The following is a 16,607-nucleotide window of genomic DNA, read 5'->3' on the forward strand; positions in this document are numbered from 1 at the left end:
GGTACAGGTAAAAGAAGATGACAAAAGAGATTAATTTAATTGCTGTTGCGGATAAATTCACACATCAAGGTCAGGTTGTAGCCATTCAGTCTTTGGGGAATGGTAATATTAATGAAACTTTTCTGGTAACTCTCAATTGTGCCAAGCTACAGCATTTTGTGTTGCAACGCATTAATACCCAGGTGTTTCGGCAGCCGGAATTGGTAATGCAGAATATGCGTATTGTCACAGATCATGTTGGCGATCGCCTTAAAGATAGCCCACTTAATCGCCCCTGGAAGTTTCCCCGGGTTTTATCAACTGAAGATAGTCAAGACCTGTGGTTAGATGAGAATGGCCGCTGCTGGCGAGCTATTAGCTTTGTGGAAAATGCCCAATGCTTCGACACCCTGGAAGATAGTTACCGCGCCTCAGAAGTCGGCTATGCTTTGGGGATGTTCCATCATCTCATCAGTGACCTACCGCCAACAACACTAGCGGATACTTTACCAGGGTTTCATATTACACCACTTTATCTACAACAGTATGAGGAGATACTGGCAAAAACTCACCCACACCTATCACCAGAAGTCAATTATTGTTTACAATTCGTTAGTGATCGCACCAGTTTTACAGATATTTTAGCAACTGCCATCAGCAAGGGTAAACTACCATTACGCCTGATCCACGGCGACCCTAAAATCAATAATGTGTTGTTTGATCGAGGGACTCACAAAGCAGTCAGCCTGATAGACCTGGATACCGTCAAACCGGGATTAATACATTATGATATTGGTGACTGCGTGCGATCGGGTTGCAATCCCCTGGGAGAAGAAACCCAGTATTGGGAACAAGTTTATTTTAATACAGAACTATGTCAGTTAATTCTACAGGGTTATCTGGCTGTGGCTCAAGGTTTTCTCACAGAGAATGACTACACCTACATTTATGATGCCATTAGGTTGATTACCTTTGAGTTGGGATTGAGGTTTTTTACTGACTATTTAGCTGGGAATATTTATTTTAAAGTCAAATATCCAGAACACAATTTGGCTAGGGCCTTAGTTCAATTTAAGCTGACTGAAAGCATCGAATCTCAAGAAACCACAATTCGCCAAATTATCCGAGATTTGAGATGAGAAATCAGACATTTTCCTTACTACCCTTTCCCTCACAGCAATTCTTACCAAATATACAGATTATAGGTAATATCCACCGATATGCAAATCAACTCACCCTGAATTACCAAGTTATCGGTGACTTAAAACAGCTTGTGATTCCTCGTCGGTTATCAGATACACCGACCCGTCACCATGAACTATGGAAAAATACTTGTTTTGAGTTTTTCTTGGGTATTAAAGGTAATCCACAGTATTGGGAGTTCAACCTTTCCCCTGCTGGAAATTGGAACGTTTATCACTTTGATGGATACCGTCAAGGGATGAGAGAGGAAACAGCTTTTAATCTTCTTCCCTTTACTACCCAGTACCAAGGAGATAGTTTAACCCTGGTTGTGGATCTTGATTTGGGTCTAGTCATCCCCAGAGAACAGGAAATAGAAGCAGCAATTACTACTGTAATAGAAGATAAAAATAGTAATATTACTTACTGGGCATTAACTCATAGTGGGGTAGAGCCTGACTTTCATCGGCGAGATAGCTTTATGATTGATTTGTAACTATTCATCACCAACGGGGAAAACTAACTCAAACTTAGTTCCTTGTAGCTGTGGGTAAGGGTATGTAGTCACATAATTTGTGATGATTTTTTGTAAAATTTCTGCATAACTCAAAGCTGCTGCTAGCTGTTCCCAGCTAGGAGTCCGAGAAAATTTAATTCCCCGTTCTTTAGCTGCTTGGCGACACCCATTATAGGAGCCATACTGTTGTAGAAGTTGATCTTTATCTAGTAAATTGGGTGCAAAAGGTAAAGCAGCTATGGGGGGTTCATTGCTCTGGTAAACTTCCTGGTTTAGCTGATTTACGGCCACTTGTGCAACTGTGTAAATGGCGGCGGAATTCTGCAAGTCTCGTTGGTAATTGTCCTTGAGAACCTCTAACAGTTGATTGAGGCGTTTTTTACCCATGATTTTTATGACTCATTATCTAAAAGAGATTTTCCGATTGAACGGGGGTCTTGAGACATTTGTGGTTTTTGCTGTAGTTGCTCAGGGGTAAGAGGAGAGGAGGATACAGCAGATGGTAATTTTACTGTTTCCCGGGTCTTTTCTTCCCGCCACCATAGTACAATTGATTTAATTGCTTGCACCAATTTGAAGAACCTGCTGGGAAAAGATAAATAATTCCAGTGTGCTTGTTCTGGATTCTCAATATCTGAGACTGAATCAAAGGCTGTAGAAAGTTGGTCTAAATATCGGCTCATGGAGCCAATTTCATTTTCCATTTCTACCACAGTCTGGCGGTAAACTTCGGCAACTTCTGTTTTTTCCTGTTTCAGTTGGTTAATGAGAACTTGCATCCGTTGTTTATGTTCTTTATTTCTGCGGAGCAACTGGGAACGACTACGATTTGTGAAAACTAGACAAGCTCGCATTTCTTGATACAAGATATCAACTTCATTGTTGTTAAGTCCCTCAATGGTTTTGGGAAACTCTGTGGCGGAACGAAACCGTGCAGATGATTGATTCTTTTTTTGCTGCATAGGATTATTTAATGTTTGCTTTTACCTACTTGGGGTTAAAAGCATCAACAGGTATGGGAACTTGAAGTTGATTCGTTGAAAGTAAATTTACATAATTATATCAATATAACTGTTAAATTATATATCACAATATGACTGTATTCTGAACCCCAATGTTTTGATTTATCAATGCTTACCCTAATATCTATAGCAATCCTAAATGATTCATGAACAATTTCTGTTCCCTGTTCCCTTTCCTCACTCATAATTTCTCAAGTCAAATAGGATGACTATATCTGGAGATAGATGACATAGATAACATACCAGTATTATTATTTTGCGCCTTTAGCCATGGATGGAATGCTCACCTCACTTTTGCTGAGTGAAATGGGGTAGATGAATTGCTCTACTAACATAGAACAACAAGTGATTGCACAAAGGGTTAATTATGCTCGAACATGATGTGATTATAGTGGGTGGCGGATTAGCCGGATGTCGTGCTGCGGTGGAAATTGCCCGTACTGACCCTAGTTTAAATGTGGCTCTGGTGGCTAAAACTCACCCGATACGTTCCCACTCGGTAGCAGCTCAAGGGGGAATGGCGGCCTCACTCAAAAATGTTGATTCAGGAGATAGTTGGGAAGCACACGCTTTTGATACTGTCAAGGGGTCTGACTATTTAGCAGACCAGGACGCGGTAGCAATTCTCGCCCAAGAAGCGCCAGATGTGGTGATTGACTTGGAACACATGGGTGTTTTGTTCTCGCGGTTACCTGATGGTCGGATTGCTCAACGGGCTTTTGGCGGACATTCCCATAATCGCACTTGTTACGCTGCAGATAAAACTGGTCACGCGATTCTCCATGAGTTGGTGAACAATTTGCGGCGTTATGGTGTGCAAGTTTATCAAGAGTGGTATGTGATGCGCCTGATTTTAGAATCAGGTGAGGTCAAGGGTGTGGTGATGTTTCACTTGCTCGATGGACATATAGAAGTATTACGAGCTAAGGCGGTAATGTTTGCGACTGGTGGTTATGGTCGCGTTTATAATACCACTTCTAATGATTATGCTTCTACGGGTGACGGTTTGGCTATGACTGCTTTGGCTGGGTTACCTTTGGAAGATATGGAATTTGTGCAATTTCATCCCACTGGTTTGTATCCGGTCGGGGTACTGATTTCTGAAGCTGTGCGGGGAGAAGGGGCTTATTTGATTAATAGTGATGGCGATCGCTTTATGAAAAATTACGCACCTAGTCGCATGGAACTAGCCCCCCGTGATATTACCTCGCGGGCGATCGCCTATGAAATTCGCGCTGGTCGTGGTATTCATCCTGATGGTAGTGCGGGTGGTCCGTTTGTTTATCTTGACCTGCGACACATGGGTAAAGAAAAAATTATGAGTCGTGTCCCCTTCTGTTGGGAAGAAGCACACCGTTTAGTAGGTGTGGATGCTGTAACTCAACCTATACCCATTCGTCCCACTAATCACTATTGTATGGGTGGTATCCCTGTGAATACAGATGGTCAAGTCCGCAGCAGTGGTGATCATTTAGTAGAAGGATTTTTTGCTGCTGGTGAAACGGCTTGTGTATCGGTTCATGGTGCTAACCGTCTGGGTAGTAACTCGCTGCTAGAATGTGTAGTTTATGGTAAGCGTACCGGGGCGGCGATCGCTGAATATGTGCAGAAACGGCGGTTACCCAATGTAGATGAGCAAAGTTACATTCAACAAGCTCAGGAAGAAATACAAACCTTAATAGAACAACCAGGAAAATATCGAATTAACCAAGTGCGTCAGGCTTTCCAGGATTGCATGACTGAGCATTGTGGTGTGTTTCGCACCGCCGAATTAATGGGGGACGGTTGGGATAAAATAACACAATTGCAACAGCAATATTCTGAGATTTATTTAGATGATCAGGGTACTTGCTGGAATACAGAACTAGTAGAAGCCTTAGAACTAAAAAGTTTAATAGTAGTAGGAAAAACAATTTTAGCCTCAGCTATGAATCGCCAAGAAAGTCGCGGTGCACATTTCCGTGAAGACTATCCCCAGCGGGATGATGTCAACTTTCTGCAACACACCATGGCTTATTATTCTCCATCGGGTATTGATATTCAATATCGCCCAGTGGTGATTAATATGTTTGAGCCAAAGGAGCGCAAATATTAGAGGATGTTTGATAAGTCATGATTAGTGTATCGAATATTCTTTGACCCCACCCTAACCCTCCCCTTGTAAGGCTATTCATTACCCACATTTTTCTTAACAATCTTGAAACATTTATGTGGCAACGGTTTCAAGGCTTGAAATTTTCCCTACTCTTGACAAAATGTACCTTATTCTTCTTGATAAAACCCTTATTTTATTGAGAATCATCAACGGAGGATTAAGGTTTGGGGGTTTGCGAGCGATCGATCTCACGAATGTTAAGAAAGATCCGGGTAATGGATAGCCTTGTAAGGGGAGGGGACTGGATTTTATTGTTTTTTGTGTGTTCCCCAATCCTTCCCAATCCTTCGGTGTGTTCGGTGTGTTCGGTGTGTTCCCTAATATAAAAATTACCTGTTTAATACTTGACAAACATCCTCTTAGGAAGTTTTCGTACTCGAAACCTCATTACTAATTTGACAAAACCTGGTAAAAGACCTTTTGAGGTTAAGCTCCCCCGGTTCAGAAAACTGGGGAGTGTGAATACTAAATTGTAGTAATATTAATAAATAAATAGTTATTGTACTATTAATAGTTTATTGTTCTCTAGTCACCGTTGATCTGGGAATATTCACGCTGATCACCTCAAACTAATGGGAAGCATACACCGCTATCATATTCACTCTTAAACCGCTCCTTGTCACAAGAGGGAGTATTCACAGTTCACAGTCCCGCCAAGATCCAAACAAAATTTATGGCAAAAAAATTTCTTCCCTATGCACTAGCATCAATTGTTGGTGCTGCACTTGCTAGCATAACGGTTTTACAAACCAGTCCTCTCCAAGCCCAAACTCAATGTCCCGAGGTAACTAGACCAGAAATTGCCCAACTGTTTGACCGATGGAACGGGTCTTTACAGACAGGTGACCCAAATAAAGTCACTCTCAACTATGCGAGAAATGCCATTTTGTTGCCTACAGTTTCCAACCAAGTGCGACGAAATCATAAAGAAATTCAGGACTATTTTGTAACTTTCTTACAAAAGCAGCCCGTAGGCACAATTAATTACCGCAGTATTCGCCTGTATTGTGGTGTAGCTATTGATTCAGGACTATATACCTTTAGACTTACCAGTAATGGTCAGACTCAGGAAGTTCCAGCCAGATACACCTTTGTCTATAATAAAGTCGGCAATCAATGGCTCATAGCAGAACATCACTCTTCAGCTATGCCAGAACCAGTTAGCAGTGCTCAATAGTCGCTATTGACTCTCAAAAACTGGAGTTAAGCAAGAATAAATATTCCTTGACTCCCATCATGAATAGGTGTATAATTAAGTCCATACAGAAGGGGAGTAGCTTTAAAATAAAGTCACTTAGAATAAAGTCACTTTATTTTAAACATCTGAGTCAACATACTGGTGATGAACCTGGTTCAGATAACAAATGATAATATGATAAGTATTTGATTTGGCAGCGAGACCTTCACTGAGTTTACACAAAAAATTGTGTGTAGCTCTCAGTGAAGTTTTGCCACTCTCATTGAAGCTCCACACAGGTAAAAAATCCTTCAGGAGTTAAAGAGAGTGTTAACAGCATTTACAGCAGGTTTGTTACTAATTACAGTTTCTGAGTTAGGGGATAAAACATTTTTTATAGGCGTAATTTTAGCGATGAAATACTCGCGTAAGCTGGTATTAATCGGTGTAGGGGGTGCACTAGCCGCCATGACAATTTTGTCTGTCATATTCGGGAGGTTTGTATCTTTCTTACCAGAAATTTACCTCAAGTATGCGGAAATACTATTATTTCTAGGATTCGGGATCAAACTGCTCTATGAAGCTAGTAAAATGCCTGACTCAGGCTCGGAGATAGAAGTAATCAATGAGGCCAAAGAGGCAGTATATAAGGCAGATTTACAAAGAAAGTCAAAAAGCCCCTTAGCAATTTTCATAGAAGCCTTCACCCTGACATTTATAGCAGAATGGGGCGATCGCACCCAAATAGCCACAATTGCCCTAGCAGCCAGATATAACCCTGTGGGAGTAGCTGCGGGTGCAGTGTTAGGGCATATAATTTGCACTGCGATCGCCGTGATTGGAGGTAAACTGATTGCCGGACGTATTTCGGAACGTCAACTCACTTTTACTGGCGGATGTCTATTTCTGATTTTTGGCATCCTGGCTGCTATCAGAGTGTAATTTATCACTGTAAATAATGTAGTTACTCTCCTGGTTTTGTGGGCGATGGAGTAGGCGCAGAAGTGGGGGGAGCGATAGCCCTATTAACTTGGTCTTTGTACTGAGCAGGTGCTAAAGCCAGGGCGTTATCAAATAAAGGTTGAGCTTCATCTGGTTTACCCTGTTCTCTGAGGAGCAATGCTTTTGCTAAAACGGGACGAAAATCTTGAGGATCATTCTTAATTGCTTGCTCATAGATAGAGGTAGCTTCCCCATAGCGTTTCTGGGAAACGTGAACAGTACCTAATAGAACCTGTACAGCTCCCCTATCCAAACTTCCCGTTTGGGTTGTCTTTCCAGAAAGAGTGTCTTCGAGCAAACTCACAGCCTCATCAGGACGTTGCTGTTTGAGCAACAGAGCCACCAAACCCCGTAAAGCGTTCAACTCACCGGGGTTAGTGGTTAAAACTGAGCGGTAAGCTTGGGCTGATCCTTCCTGGTCGCCCATTTGCTGCTTGGCTTCGGCTAATAGCACCCCATATTGAGACCGTTCTGGATTAAGTTGAGTGAGTTTTTCTAGAGGTTCAATGACTGCTTTAATATCACCTTGATTTAAAGCCAGAAGTTGTAGCCTCACCTGCAATAAACCATTGAGCGCAGTTTGATTTTCTGGCTCCCGTTGTAAAACCAACTCATAACTTTTTGCTTGGTCTTGCAACTGTGATAATTGCTCAGATGAGGCTGTGCTGACAGGGGTATTTTCAGTTGAGGGCGGGGGATTTTTCAAGGATCCAATAATCGGAATTAGGGAAGCACCTAGAAAGGAAATAGTTCCCAAGGCTAAAACAATCTTAATTTTCCAAGTATTGCGCGGTTGAGACACGGTTTAGTTTTACTCCAAGATTCAAACGACATGATCATTTACATAAATCACAAGGCGAAAAATTTCCAAAAGCTTGCGGAATACCGCCAATGGCCTGTGAATTTTATAACAATTAACTATTCACATTGCTAAAAAAAGTGATGACTTTAGGAGGATCCGTCAGAAATTTACTTATGATATGCTTCCCAAACCAGTGTAAAGGCTCCCAGTTATATTTGTGTTAATACATTAATGTAGCTTCCTTCCCATTGTATGGCTCGCCCTGGTGTAGGTTTGTGAACAGCTAATATATTTTCATTAACCGCACAAACCCTGTTTTTAGTTGCCTTCGTTAAATCCCATAATTGGGATGTGTCTCCGCCGCAAGGAGTTTTTATGAATTCCCACCTGATGCCCTCACCTGAATCTTCTAACATTTCTACCAACCATCAAGCTGCTAATGGTCATACAGTAGCAGTCCAGGACTCTGACCTGGAAAATTCCCACTTTCAGCCTAGTGACACCAGCTCAAATGAAACTGAGTTTCATCGGGTGCAACCAATTCCACCACCCAGTGAAACAATGCAATACCGAGCCATCGGGTTAGTCCGGGGTCGTTACCTTGCTAGCAGCGAACAATTTACTCAAGGTGCCCTGATAACCACAGATGGCGTGCAACTCAACGCTGTTCTCCTGGGACGGATTATGAGCTTAGTCAAAAATCACCTAGATTTAGAGAAAGATCATTTGTGGGTAGTTTACCCACGCACCCGCCAAGAAAACGACACCTTACACCTGCAAATTGTGGGGGTTTGGGATCCAGAAAATTTGGCTAAACAGCCCACAGAACAGGACAAGCAAGATTCCGTCATCCAAGATTTACACAAAACCGATGATGAGCTACCCAACAACCAAGAAGAATCTACAAGTGAAGTGCTATCTTCCTCCGAAATGGCTGATGGTACTTTTTCCGTGCGTGGTGAGGTAGTTTACCAGTCTTTTGACGCTAAAAGTTTAGTGGTCAAAATTAAGCAAGCTCCCCGGAAAACTGGTGATAAACCCAAATATTTTAAGTTGAAACTGCGGGGTGTGTTGACCACCAAAGCTGTGAGCAAGTTCTGGGACTTTCAAGCCAAGCGGGAAGGTGACGTATTGGTACTAGAAAAAGCTAAGGCGATCGCGGATCTACCCAAAAAACGCAAACCGCCCTTTAAAGGTAGTCCCCGTGCTGGTGGTGGTGCGAGAAAGCCATTTCCCCGCAGACGTAATGGGGAAACCCCAAAACCAATCAAGAAAACAGCCGGCGAACCATTGGCGGTATCTAAACCGATACCGAAAGCGCCTGCTCCTAAGCCCATTAAACGGGCGAAACAAGTTCAGGAGTGATATTCTAGGATTTTCATGTCAAGTAAATTTGGCAATTTGCTGATATCTCCTGGTTAAAAACTCTTACTCATAAGTATCACGAGTCGTAAAGACGGGGAAAGGGGGGAAGATGATCACTTCCCCATTCCCCATGCTAAAAATCTGTCCAGCGATCTTGGGGTAAAAATGATCTGTCCATAGGAATTTGAGCCACTGGTTCTGTGAGGGTAAAAGTACCTGCACCAATCCATGCTTTTAATTCCGTGGCGATCGCCCTAGAAAATAATATACTAGCTAGGGGAGCAACCCTGACATTTTTACCATCAATGGTGATCCGCCCTGACTTGAGTTGGGCGTAACTCACCAGTCCAAAGGTAGGACGGACTCGCCGAGGAATGGAAAAATCCACGATGGGCGCTACTAAGTCTTTATCCTGGACGGCACAATATTTAACTACCTCTTCATTTAATACCGGGAGGGGGACACCTACACCCAACATTAATGAAGGACCATAGCTTTTAAAGTAACAACCCCGTACCCACTGGGGATTCATTTGTTTAGCATCACCGATTAAGGCTACAGTAGCAGCAGGTCCAATGGGTGTATGATTGGGTAGGCGTTTTTGTAAGGGGAAGTGTTGAGTTCCTTCCCATGCAACATAGCCAATACCACCAGCTAAGAATATCCTGGTACCAATGCCCACTAGTTGTAAATCTGGGTCGTTGAGTAAGGGGGAAATTGCACCGGGGTTAGAGTAAACCGCATTTCCTAAACTCGGTTGTAAAGGACCTAGATAAGTAAATAGTGGGCGATCGCCCCCATTAACGCCAACAATAAAGTTTTGGTAAAGATTGCGCGGATTGAATAAATAGAACTGATTGATGGTGTCACGGGTAATGGTAGTTTCAAAGCTCGCCCTGGGGTAACAATCTGTTACTTGTCCCAAGGCTCTGATCTGTACAGGTTTCCCAGCGATCAAATTTTCTATCACATGGCCCCCGCCATGTTCTCGGACTTCTTCCCCATCCATGGTATCTACGGGACAACTTGCACCCAAGTATAAATCTACTGCCCCAAACCCTGCGTAGGCTGGTACGCCATCTATCCAACAGCGGCGAATTTTAATCGGGGGGTCAGTTTGTCCCAGGTTAATAATCGCACCACTGGACTCCATCGGCTCAAATGTACCCGTGGTAATGACATCAACTTCTTTGGCTACTTGAGTGATACCAACTTCAGCAACTCGTGCTTTTAGTTCTTCTACAGTCAATACTACTGCAAGTTGGCGGCTGATTTTGTCGTTAATTTCGGCTATTGTTCGCATTTTTGAGCCAATTATACCCTAAGATTGATAAAGTAACTCGGCTTGTTCTAACACTGTGGCGATGGCTTTTGCTTGTTTGTCTGGTGGATAACCATACTTTTTGAGTAATCTTTTAATCTTTACTCGTAAATTAGCCTGCACATTTTCCTTAACTGTCCAATCAATGGTTAAATTAGCACGAATGGCTTTAACTAAATCCCGGGCGATCGCTTTGAGGGTATGGTCCCCTAAAATCATCACCGCACTGTCATTGACTTCCAACGCATCATAAAAAGCTATTTCATCTTCTGTTAATCCTAAGTCTTGACCCTGTTTTTGTGCATCCTTCATGGCTTTTGCTAGTAAAATCAGTTCATGGATGACTTGGGCGGTTTCAATGGCACGATTTTGATATTTTTTGATGGTATTTTCTAACATTTCTCGGAAAGAACCAGATTTAATCAGATTTTTACGAGCAGTGATTTTGATTTCCTCATTAATTAATTTTTGTAATGTTTCTACCGCCAGGTTTTTGTGGGGTAAACCCCGCACTTCTTCGAGGAATTCATCGGATAAAATGCTGATATTTGGTTGATTTAACCCAGTAAATGTGAAAATATCTATTACCTGGTTACTGGCGATCGCTTTGGAGACAATTTGACGCACCGCCGCATCTATATCTTCTGGAGTTTTACCCTTAACTGTGGTATACTTAACCATAGATGCTTTAATAGCTTGGAAAAATCCCACCTCATCCCAAATTGCGATCGCCTCATCCGTACTGCTCACCAAAGCAAAGGCTTTAGATAACTCACTCACAGCCTTAATGTAACCTTGTTTACCCTCTTCCAACCCCAGAATATGATTCAGGGCGGCGGGAATCATCGATACTCGTTCTGTGGGTTTACCTGTAAAGAACTTCTGGTAATCAAAACCCTCATATAGCAATCCTATTTGATTTGCAAATAAACAGTATAATTATACTACTATGGTGAGTACAGGTTAGAAAGCTTACAAAAATGAAAAATTTTTTACTATAGCCGTAGCCAGATTAATTAGGACGCTGCTTGCTTGAGAACGATTTCCATTGCATCACGTAAATTATCCGATGTGGATAAAATCTTGCGAACCCTATTTTTCAAAGTTGCCCAACACTTTTCAATCCGATTGAGATCAGGTGAATAAGGAGGTAGGTAAACTAACTGACACCCTGCGTCTTCAATCAATTGAGCAATTCGACCACCACGATGAAATGTAGCGTTATCGACAATCACCCACTCACCGGGACGTAGCATCGGAATCAAACAAGTTTCTAGCCAGGTCTCAAACACTGTACGATTACACGACCCCTCGACCGTAAATGGCGCAATTATTTGCCAGTCTCGATAGCCAGCAATCATGTTAATACGACCCTTACGACAACCTGATTTGAGGTCGTAAAAGCGTTCTCCAACAGGGGAGTATCCGTAACCGTAATTATCGCGTTCATCCATGCCAGACTCATCAACATATACTAGGTGGGGCGCTTTAGGGTTTTTCAGTTGCGTCAAAAAGGCTGCCCGTTTAGTTTCATCTCGTTGACTATACCCATATGTTTTTTTTTACGTGTATGTCCAATCTTTCGCAATGCCCTGGAAATTGTGCGTTGGCTAATTTCTCCCTCCCATAGCTGTGCCATTTCACTTTGGGTTTTATCCCCTTGCTCTTTGACAAATGTGCGAAACTTCTCCCAATCCCTAATTTTGCCCTTCTGCGGCGATGCTTTCCTCTGTTTGGGTTTGACATCACCCGTTTCGGCTTGACGCTGACACCACAAGTTAATTGTGTTGCGACTGATATTGAACAGAAGGCTTGCCTCACACTTCTTGAGACCGTCCAACTTGATCGCTTGCATAACCTTTTGCCGGAAATCATCACTATAGGGTTTAGCCATTGAACTGGGATAGATGCTATGTCGGAACTCTTATAGTTTACGTCCTAATCTTGATGGCTACGGCTATATTATTAAATGGGAGCGCAAAGTTAAAAATAAAGGTAATGCTGTTTATTCGATTTAGCTGCACAACAGCTTAACACCCAGTCGGATTTATCCGACTTGAGCTATTAGACAGGGGTTTGTAACCCCTGGCTTCCGGTGGTCGTAGCTTTTAAAGCCTGACCCATCAACCGTCAACCGTCAACAGTCAACCGTCAACCGTCAACAGTTACTTATTTACCCCAGCAACTCAGAGATAAAAGCATTAATTTCGGCTCCTGTATTTCTCTGTCCTGTGAGTTCACTGGTAAACAGATTAAAGGTAGTTTGCAGAATGGCATTGACGTTAGGGTTATTCTTAAGTAACAATCCTTGACGAATTAAGAAAATATCCCCCCCAGTCACTTGCTCATTACCATCAACGTCAAAGGCTAATCTGTTGACCCCATTGGCGATCGCACTCCTCAAAGCTGCACCGGTGGTATTTGTAGCTCCCACGGTTTCAGTGCTAAACAGATTAAAGGAACTTTGCAGAATCGCATTAACGTTAGGATTATTGCGTAACAGCAGATATTGGTCAATGAACAATAAATCAGCACCAGTCACTCTACCGTTACCATCAATATCCGCAGCAAGTCCACTGACTGTTACAGAAGGTACTCCCAATACATCTATATTCGGGTTACTACTGCTACCAGCAAAGTTAACTGTACTTTCCCCATCAAACCCAGCAGTGGTGGTAAAGGGAATATTCACAAAGACATTATCACTGTCAGTGGATTGAAGAGGGCTGATAATAAACGTCAATTCCTTATCAGTGTTAGGGTCATTATCACCATTTTCCGTGTCATCAATGATAATTTTATCCCCGACTATAGTCCCCACAGAACTGGAAAGATTAATATCTGTTGTATTAATATTCAGTTCTGAACTGTCAAAGTAAATTGACAATCCTACAGAGGATATCTGCGTATCATTAAAGTTATTAACACGATATTTTAAGGTGATCTCTCCCCCTGCGGGTGTAACCTTGCTAGTTTGAGGAGCGATCGCCAGTTGACCGGGATTTGCTAACAAGTCATCATTAACAATTGTCCCGGTAGCAGTGGCAGTTGTAATGGTAGCGTTACTGGGGTTAGATAGGCTAACAGTAAAGGTTTCCTCTGGTTCTACTACCGTATCACCACTGACATTGACTGTAATTATTTGAGATATTTCCCCTGCTGTAAAGGTGACTGTACCTGATGGGAAGGCTCCCCCAAAGTCGGCGGCGTTGGCGGGGTTGGTTCCTGTACCTGTAACCGCCCAATTAGCAGTGCTTGTACCTGTGGTGTCCCCTGTGCGGGTAACTGTGAAGGTGAAGGGGGTGGTTCCGCTGTTTCCTTCTAACCTGATAGCGTTTAATGGGGCGATCGCTAGGCTAGCATCATCATTGAGAATTGTCCCGGTAGCAGTAGCAGTGCTCAGGGTAGCGTTACTGGGGTTAAATAAGGTGACGGTAAAGGTCTCATCTGGTTCAACTACCGTATCACCTTGTACATTCACCGTAATTACTTGGGATGTTTCCCCAGCTGCAAAGGTGACAGTACCCGTGGGAAGGTTTCCGCCAAAGTCGGCGGCGTTGGCGGGGTTTTCTCCTGTACCTGTTACCGCCCAGTTAGCACTACTTGTACCTGTGGTGTCCCCTGTGCGGGTCACTGTGAAGGTAAAGGGGGTAGTACCTTCGTTACCTTCTGATTGTGTAGCATTGGTGGGGGAAATACTCAAGGTAGTTGGTGTTGATTGAGGAACAACCTTTAAAGTTAGTTTGTCACTATACAATTCAGGTAAAAACGCCAAAGACGAATTAATTTGTAAGCCAGTAAAATCTAGTTCGGAACCTGCGCCTAAACTGTTGAAGGTCAATATATCAAAGGTACTGCCAATACTGGGAGTAAATCCATCCAGTAGACTAATATTTAAAGTTCCCTCAAAAGTGGCAGTCCCATTGATATGAACCTGATCAAAATTGATTCCCGGAGTATTCCCGCCTAGTTCTATCTTAATACCAGCAGTATCTGTTTCCGTGTAGTTACTATTAATTGTTAAACGGCCAAATTCACTGTTACTTGCATGGCGGGGATTAAGTAAACCAGCATTTGTGACTGTAACGTCAATCCTGCCATTACCTTCTATGCTACCACCGTTAATCAGTAAGGGATTATTAAAGTTAACAGTTCCACCCTTGAGAATTAAATGAGCATTATTGTGGGTGTAATTATTGCTAAAATTCAGGGTTCCCGATTCAACATTCACTGTTCCGGTATTATTAAAGGTCACCCCAATGACCGCAGTATCTGCTGTAGTTTTGTTGAAAGTACCAGAGTTGTTAAAGGTTCCTATGCCACTAGTAACATTAAGAATTGATCCCTGTTGCAATTCATAGTTACCAGAGTTGTTGAGAATAGCTCTATCTCGTAAGTATAAATGACGATTTGAGGAGTGGTTTTCAATAATGCTGCCTGTATTATTGAGTTGGGCATTTACATACTTGAGATCACTGTTGCCGATGGTTAATGTACCACTATTAGTTATCACACCTGTAACACTAAGTGTGCCCCCATTCCAAGCACTGGTTGCAGGTAATGTCAAATCATTATCCGCTTGTAAAGTTCCACTATTAAGAGATAATCCCAGAGTATTGGCAATGGTTGTGCCTTGACTTAATGTGAATGTCCCACCACTGACACTTAGATTACCACTACCTTTAATTTCTGTATTATTTAGGGTATGGGAGCCGTTAACAGCAAGTGTCTGACTACGGGATATATCGAAGGTACCACCTGTGCTGGTTCCGCCTCCAGATAGGGTTAATGTTCCCGATTCAACATTCACTGTTCCGGTATTATTAAAGGTCACCCCAATGGACGCAGTATCTGCTGTAGTTTTCTTGAAAGTACCAGAGTTGTTAAAAGTTCCTATGCCACCAGTATCATTTTGCTAGAATATAATCTGCTCTTAAATTATTATTAGGACTTACGCATTGACAAAAAACATGATCTATGATGGCTAGATCATGCGATCGCTATTAAGATTAGCAAAAATATGCTCACGGACAACAGAAGTAAATAGATTCCTCTGTACTTCATACCAATTGCTAATTATATTTTCAGAGCGCATAAACTCCAATTTCACAAATGCTTGAAGTGAACAAAATATGTGAGTTTTGATTGCACAGGTATCTCTAACCATGAACCGACAAATTCCACATACTTGTTTTATGGCTCGATGAAATGTTTCAATACCCCAATGGCTATCATGAATTGTGATGAAGGTACTTCTGGTTATGTCTTTGATTTTCTCCTCATCTGGCAGATATAAAATATAATGTCTAGAGTCTTGCTTTTTAAAGTCTTTCCTAAACAATTTTATAAATCCAAATTCTTTCAGATGTGTCCTTAATCCTTCTTCGGGAATAGCCAGAGTGCTTACTTGACAATACTTGTGTGGCTCATTTGAAACAGTTCTATTTTTTTCAATTCCGAATAGGAAACCCAATTTCTGGTTTTTTAGAAATTTCAAGTTTTCTACTCCAGAATACCAACTATCTCCTGTTACCATTCTGGGTTTGACTCCCCAGCTTATTATTTCATTTACCATTTCTCTAAAATAATCGTTTTTTGTTTTTCCCTCCTTTTTATCATATATTCTATAATTTATAGGCACTGAATTACCATGAATATCACTGTAATATAGAGTGATTAAATTTAAGCCAATAATTGTTTTATGGGCTTTCCCTGACCAAAAATAACTGATTAATTCCGCATTTTTAGGAACGCTGTAAATCTTTTCTATGACTGTATCGTCTACGCTTAATATCCCTCCTTCCAGGTTGATAATTTTCTCTATTATGCTGAATAAATCTTTGGGTTCGTATCTCTCTCTCAATAAAAAGCGGTTTACACTATCATGTGAAACATCTCCCAATATCTCCGCTAACCTACTGCACCCTCCATACTTTGGCTCTGACAGCAAAAATAAGGTGTAGATGTCTAGATTGCATTGTGCTGTCGAGGGTTTAGTAATTTCTCTCATTCTCCCATACCCATTACTAGACGACCCTTATTTATCAATGCACTATTTTGTTATTCTGTCAATGCGTAAGTCCTA

Annotated in this window: 14 protein-coding genes; 6 read left to right on the top strand and 8 right to left on the bottom strand. The window is 42.0% G+C overall.

The features are described 5' to 3' along the window. Positions 1–17 precede the first annotated feature (17 nt). Together NWP21_RS16120 and NWP21_RS16125 are read left to right on the top strand one after the other, a co-directional pair. Positions 18–1,118 carry an aminoglycoside phosphotransferase family protein gene (locus NWP21_RS16120; protein ID WP_280793437.1) on the top strand — a complete coding sequence of 367 codons (1,101 nt, stop codon included), beginning with the start codon at positions 18–20 and terminating at the stop codon, positions 1,116–1,118. After that, complete coding sequence (locus tag NWP21_RS16125; RefSeq protein ID WP_280793438.1) at positions 1,115–1,657, top strand: DOMON-like domain-containing protein; 543 nt, start codon at positions 1,115–1,117, stop codon at positions 1,655–1,657. The genes NWP21_RS16120 and NWP21_RS16125 overlap by 4 nt, the downstream gene beginning before the upstream one ends. Here the strand turns inward: NWP21_RS16125 and NWP21_RS16130 are convergent, their stop codons facing one another. Further along, positions 1,658–2,065: a hypothetical protein gene (locus tag NWP21_RS16130; RefSeq protein ID WP_280793440.1), complete on the bottom strand. Its 408-nt coding sequence runs from the start codon at positions 2,063–2,065 to the stop codon at positions 1,658–1,660. Positions 2,066–2,070: 5 nt separating this feature from the next. After that, positions 2,071–2,640: a hypothetical protein gene (locus NWP21_RS16135; protein ID WP_280793441.1), complete on the bottom strand. Its 570-nt coding sequence runs from the start codon at positions 2,638–2,640 to the stop codon at positions 2,071–2,073. A gap of 427 nt (positions 2,641–3,067) precedes the next feature. Between NWP21_RS16135 and NWP21_RS16140 the strand changes: the two genes are divergently transcribed. The 3 genes from NWP21_RS16140 to NWP21_RS16150 all read left to right on the top strand — a co-directional run bounded on the left by NWP21_RS16140 (position 3,068) and on the right by NWP21_RS16150 (position 6,974). Continuing rightward, complete coding sequence (locus NWP21_RS16140) at positions 3,068–4,795, top strand: succinate dehydrogenase/fumarate reductase flavoprotein subunit (RefSeq protein ID WP_280793442.1); 1,728 nt, start codon at positions 3,068–3,070, stop codon at positions 4,793–4,795. Positions 4,796–5,528: 733 nt separating this feature from the next. Next, positions 5,529–6,032, top strand: coding sequence for an SgcJ/EcaC family oxidoreductase (locus NWP21_RS16145; RefSeq protein ID WP_280793443.1), 504 nt, complete (start codon positions 5,529–5,531; stop codon positions 6,030–6,032). Between the two features lie 327 nt (positions 6,033–6,359). After that, the gene (locus tag NWP21_RS16150; RefSeq protein ID WP_280793444.1) at positions 6,360–6,974 is read left to right on the top strand and encodes a TMEM165/GDT1 family protein; all 615 of its coding nucleotides are present in this window, start codon (positions 6,360–6,362) and stop codon (positions 6,972–6,974) included. Between the two features lie 22 nt (positions 6,975–6,996). Here NWP21_RS16150 and NWP21_RS16155 read toward each other — a convergent pair whose 3' ends face one another. Next, entirely contained in the window at positions 6,997–7,836 is an 840-nt protein-coding gene (locus tag NWP21_RS16155) for a tetratricopeptide repeat protein (protein WP_280793445.1), read from the bottom strand. A 375-nt stretch (positions 7,837–8,211) separates the two neighbouring features. On the opposite strand from NWP21_RS16155, the gene NWP21_RS16160 reads away from it, so the two are divergent. After that, the gene (locus NWP21_RS16160; protein WP_280793446.1) at positions 8,212–9,201 is read left to right on the top strand and encodes a hypothetical protein; all 990 of its coding nucleotides are present in this window, start codon (positions 8,212–8,214) and stop codon (positions 9,199–9,201) included. Between the two features lie 133 nt (positions 9,202–9,334). Here NWP21_RS16160 and NWP21_RS16165 read toward each other — a convergent pair whose 3' ends face one another. The 5 genes from NWP21_RS16165 to NWP21_RS16185 form a co-directional block, all read right to left on the bottom strand. Next, complete coding sequence (locus NWP21_RS16165; RefSeq protein WP_280793447.1) at positions 9,335–10,504, bottom strand: homocysteine biosynthesis protein; 1,170 nt, start codon at positions 10,502–10,504, stop codon at positions 9,335–9,337. 18 nt (positions 10,505–10,522) lie between these two features. Next, complete coding sequence (locus NWP21_RS16170; RefSeq protein ID WP_280793448.1) at positions 10,523–11,431, bottom strand: DUF3387 domain-containing protein; 909 nt, start codon at positions 11,429–11,431, stop codon at positions 10,523–10,525. 107 nt (positions 11,432–11,538) lie between these two features. Further along, positions 11,539–12,416 (bottom strand): IS630 family transposase gene (locus tag NWP21_RS16175; protein WP_280793449.1). Its coding sequence is split into 2 segments (ribosomal slippage): positions 11,539–12,084 and positions 12,087–12,416, totalling 876 coding nucleotides; the frame shifts between segments, so codons are not numbered across the junction. Positions 12,417–12,695: 279 nt separating this feature from the next. After that, positions 12,696–15,332 carry a Calx-beta domain-containing protein gene (locus NWP21_RS16180; protein WP_280793450.1) on the bottom strand — a complete coding sequence of 879 codons (2,637 nt, stop codon included), beginning with the start codon at positions 15,330–15,332 and terminating at the stop codon, positions 12,696–12,698. A 174-nt stretch (positions 15,333–15,506) separates the two neighbouring features. Continuing rightward, the gene (locus NWP21_RS16185; protein ID WP_280793453.1) at positions 15,507–16,472 is read right to left on the bottom strand and encodes a transposase; all 966 of its coding nucleotides are present in this window, start codon (positions 16,470–16,472) and stop codon (positions 15,507–15,509) included. Positions 16,473–16,607: the final 135 nt, after the last annotated feature.

Source organism: Anabaenopsis sp. FSS-46 (assembly GCF_029891665.1).
Lineage (GTDB): Bacteria > Cyanobacteriota > Cyanobacteriia > Cyanobacteriales > Nostocaceae > Anabaenopsis > Anabaenopsis arnoldii.

Coding starts and splice junctions, on each gene's coding strand:
- NWP21_RS16130 (WP_280793440.1), bottom strand. CDS start 2,065: ATGGGTAAAAAACGCCTCAATCAACTGTTAGAGGTTCTCAAGGACAAT.
- NWP21_RS16160 (WP_280793446.1), top strand. CDS start 8,212: ATGAATTCCCACCTGATGCCCTCACCTGAATCTTCTAACATTTCTACC.
- NWP21_RS16120 (WP_280793437.1), top strand. CDS start 18: ATGACAAAAGAGATTAATTTAATTGCTGTTGCGGATAAATTCACACAT.
- NWP21_RS16135 (WP_280793441.1), bottom strand. CDS start 2,640: ATGCAGCAAAAAAAGAATCAATCATCTGCACGGTTTCGTTCCGCCACA.
- NWP21_RS16165 (WP_280793447.1), bottom strand. CDS start 10,504: ATGCGAACAATAGCCGAAATTAACGACAAAATCAGCCGCCAACTTGCA.
- NWP21_RS16140 (WP_280793442.1), top strand. CDS start 3,068: ATGCTCGAACATGATGTGATTATAGTGGGTGGCGGATTAGCCGGATGT.
- NWP21_RS16125 (WP_280793438.1), top strand. CDS start 1,115: ATGAGAAATCAGACATTTTCCTTACTACCCTTTCCCTCACAGCAATTC.
- NWP21_RS16145 (WP_280793443.1), top strand. CDS start 5,529: ATGGCAAAAAAATTTCTTCCCTATGCACTAGCATCAATTGTTGGTGCT.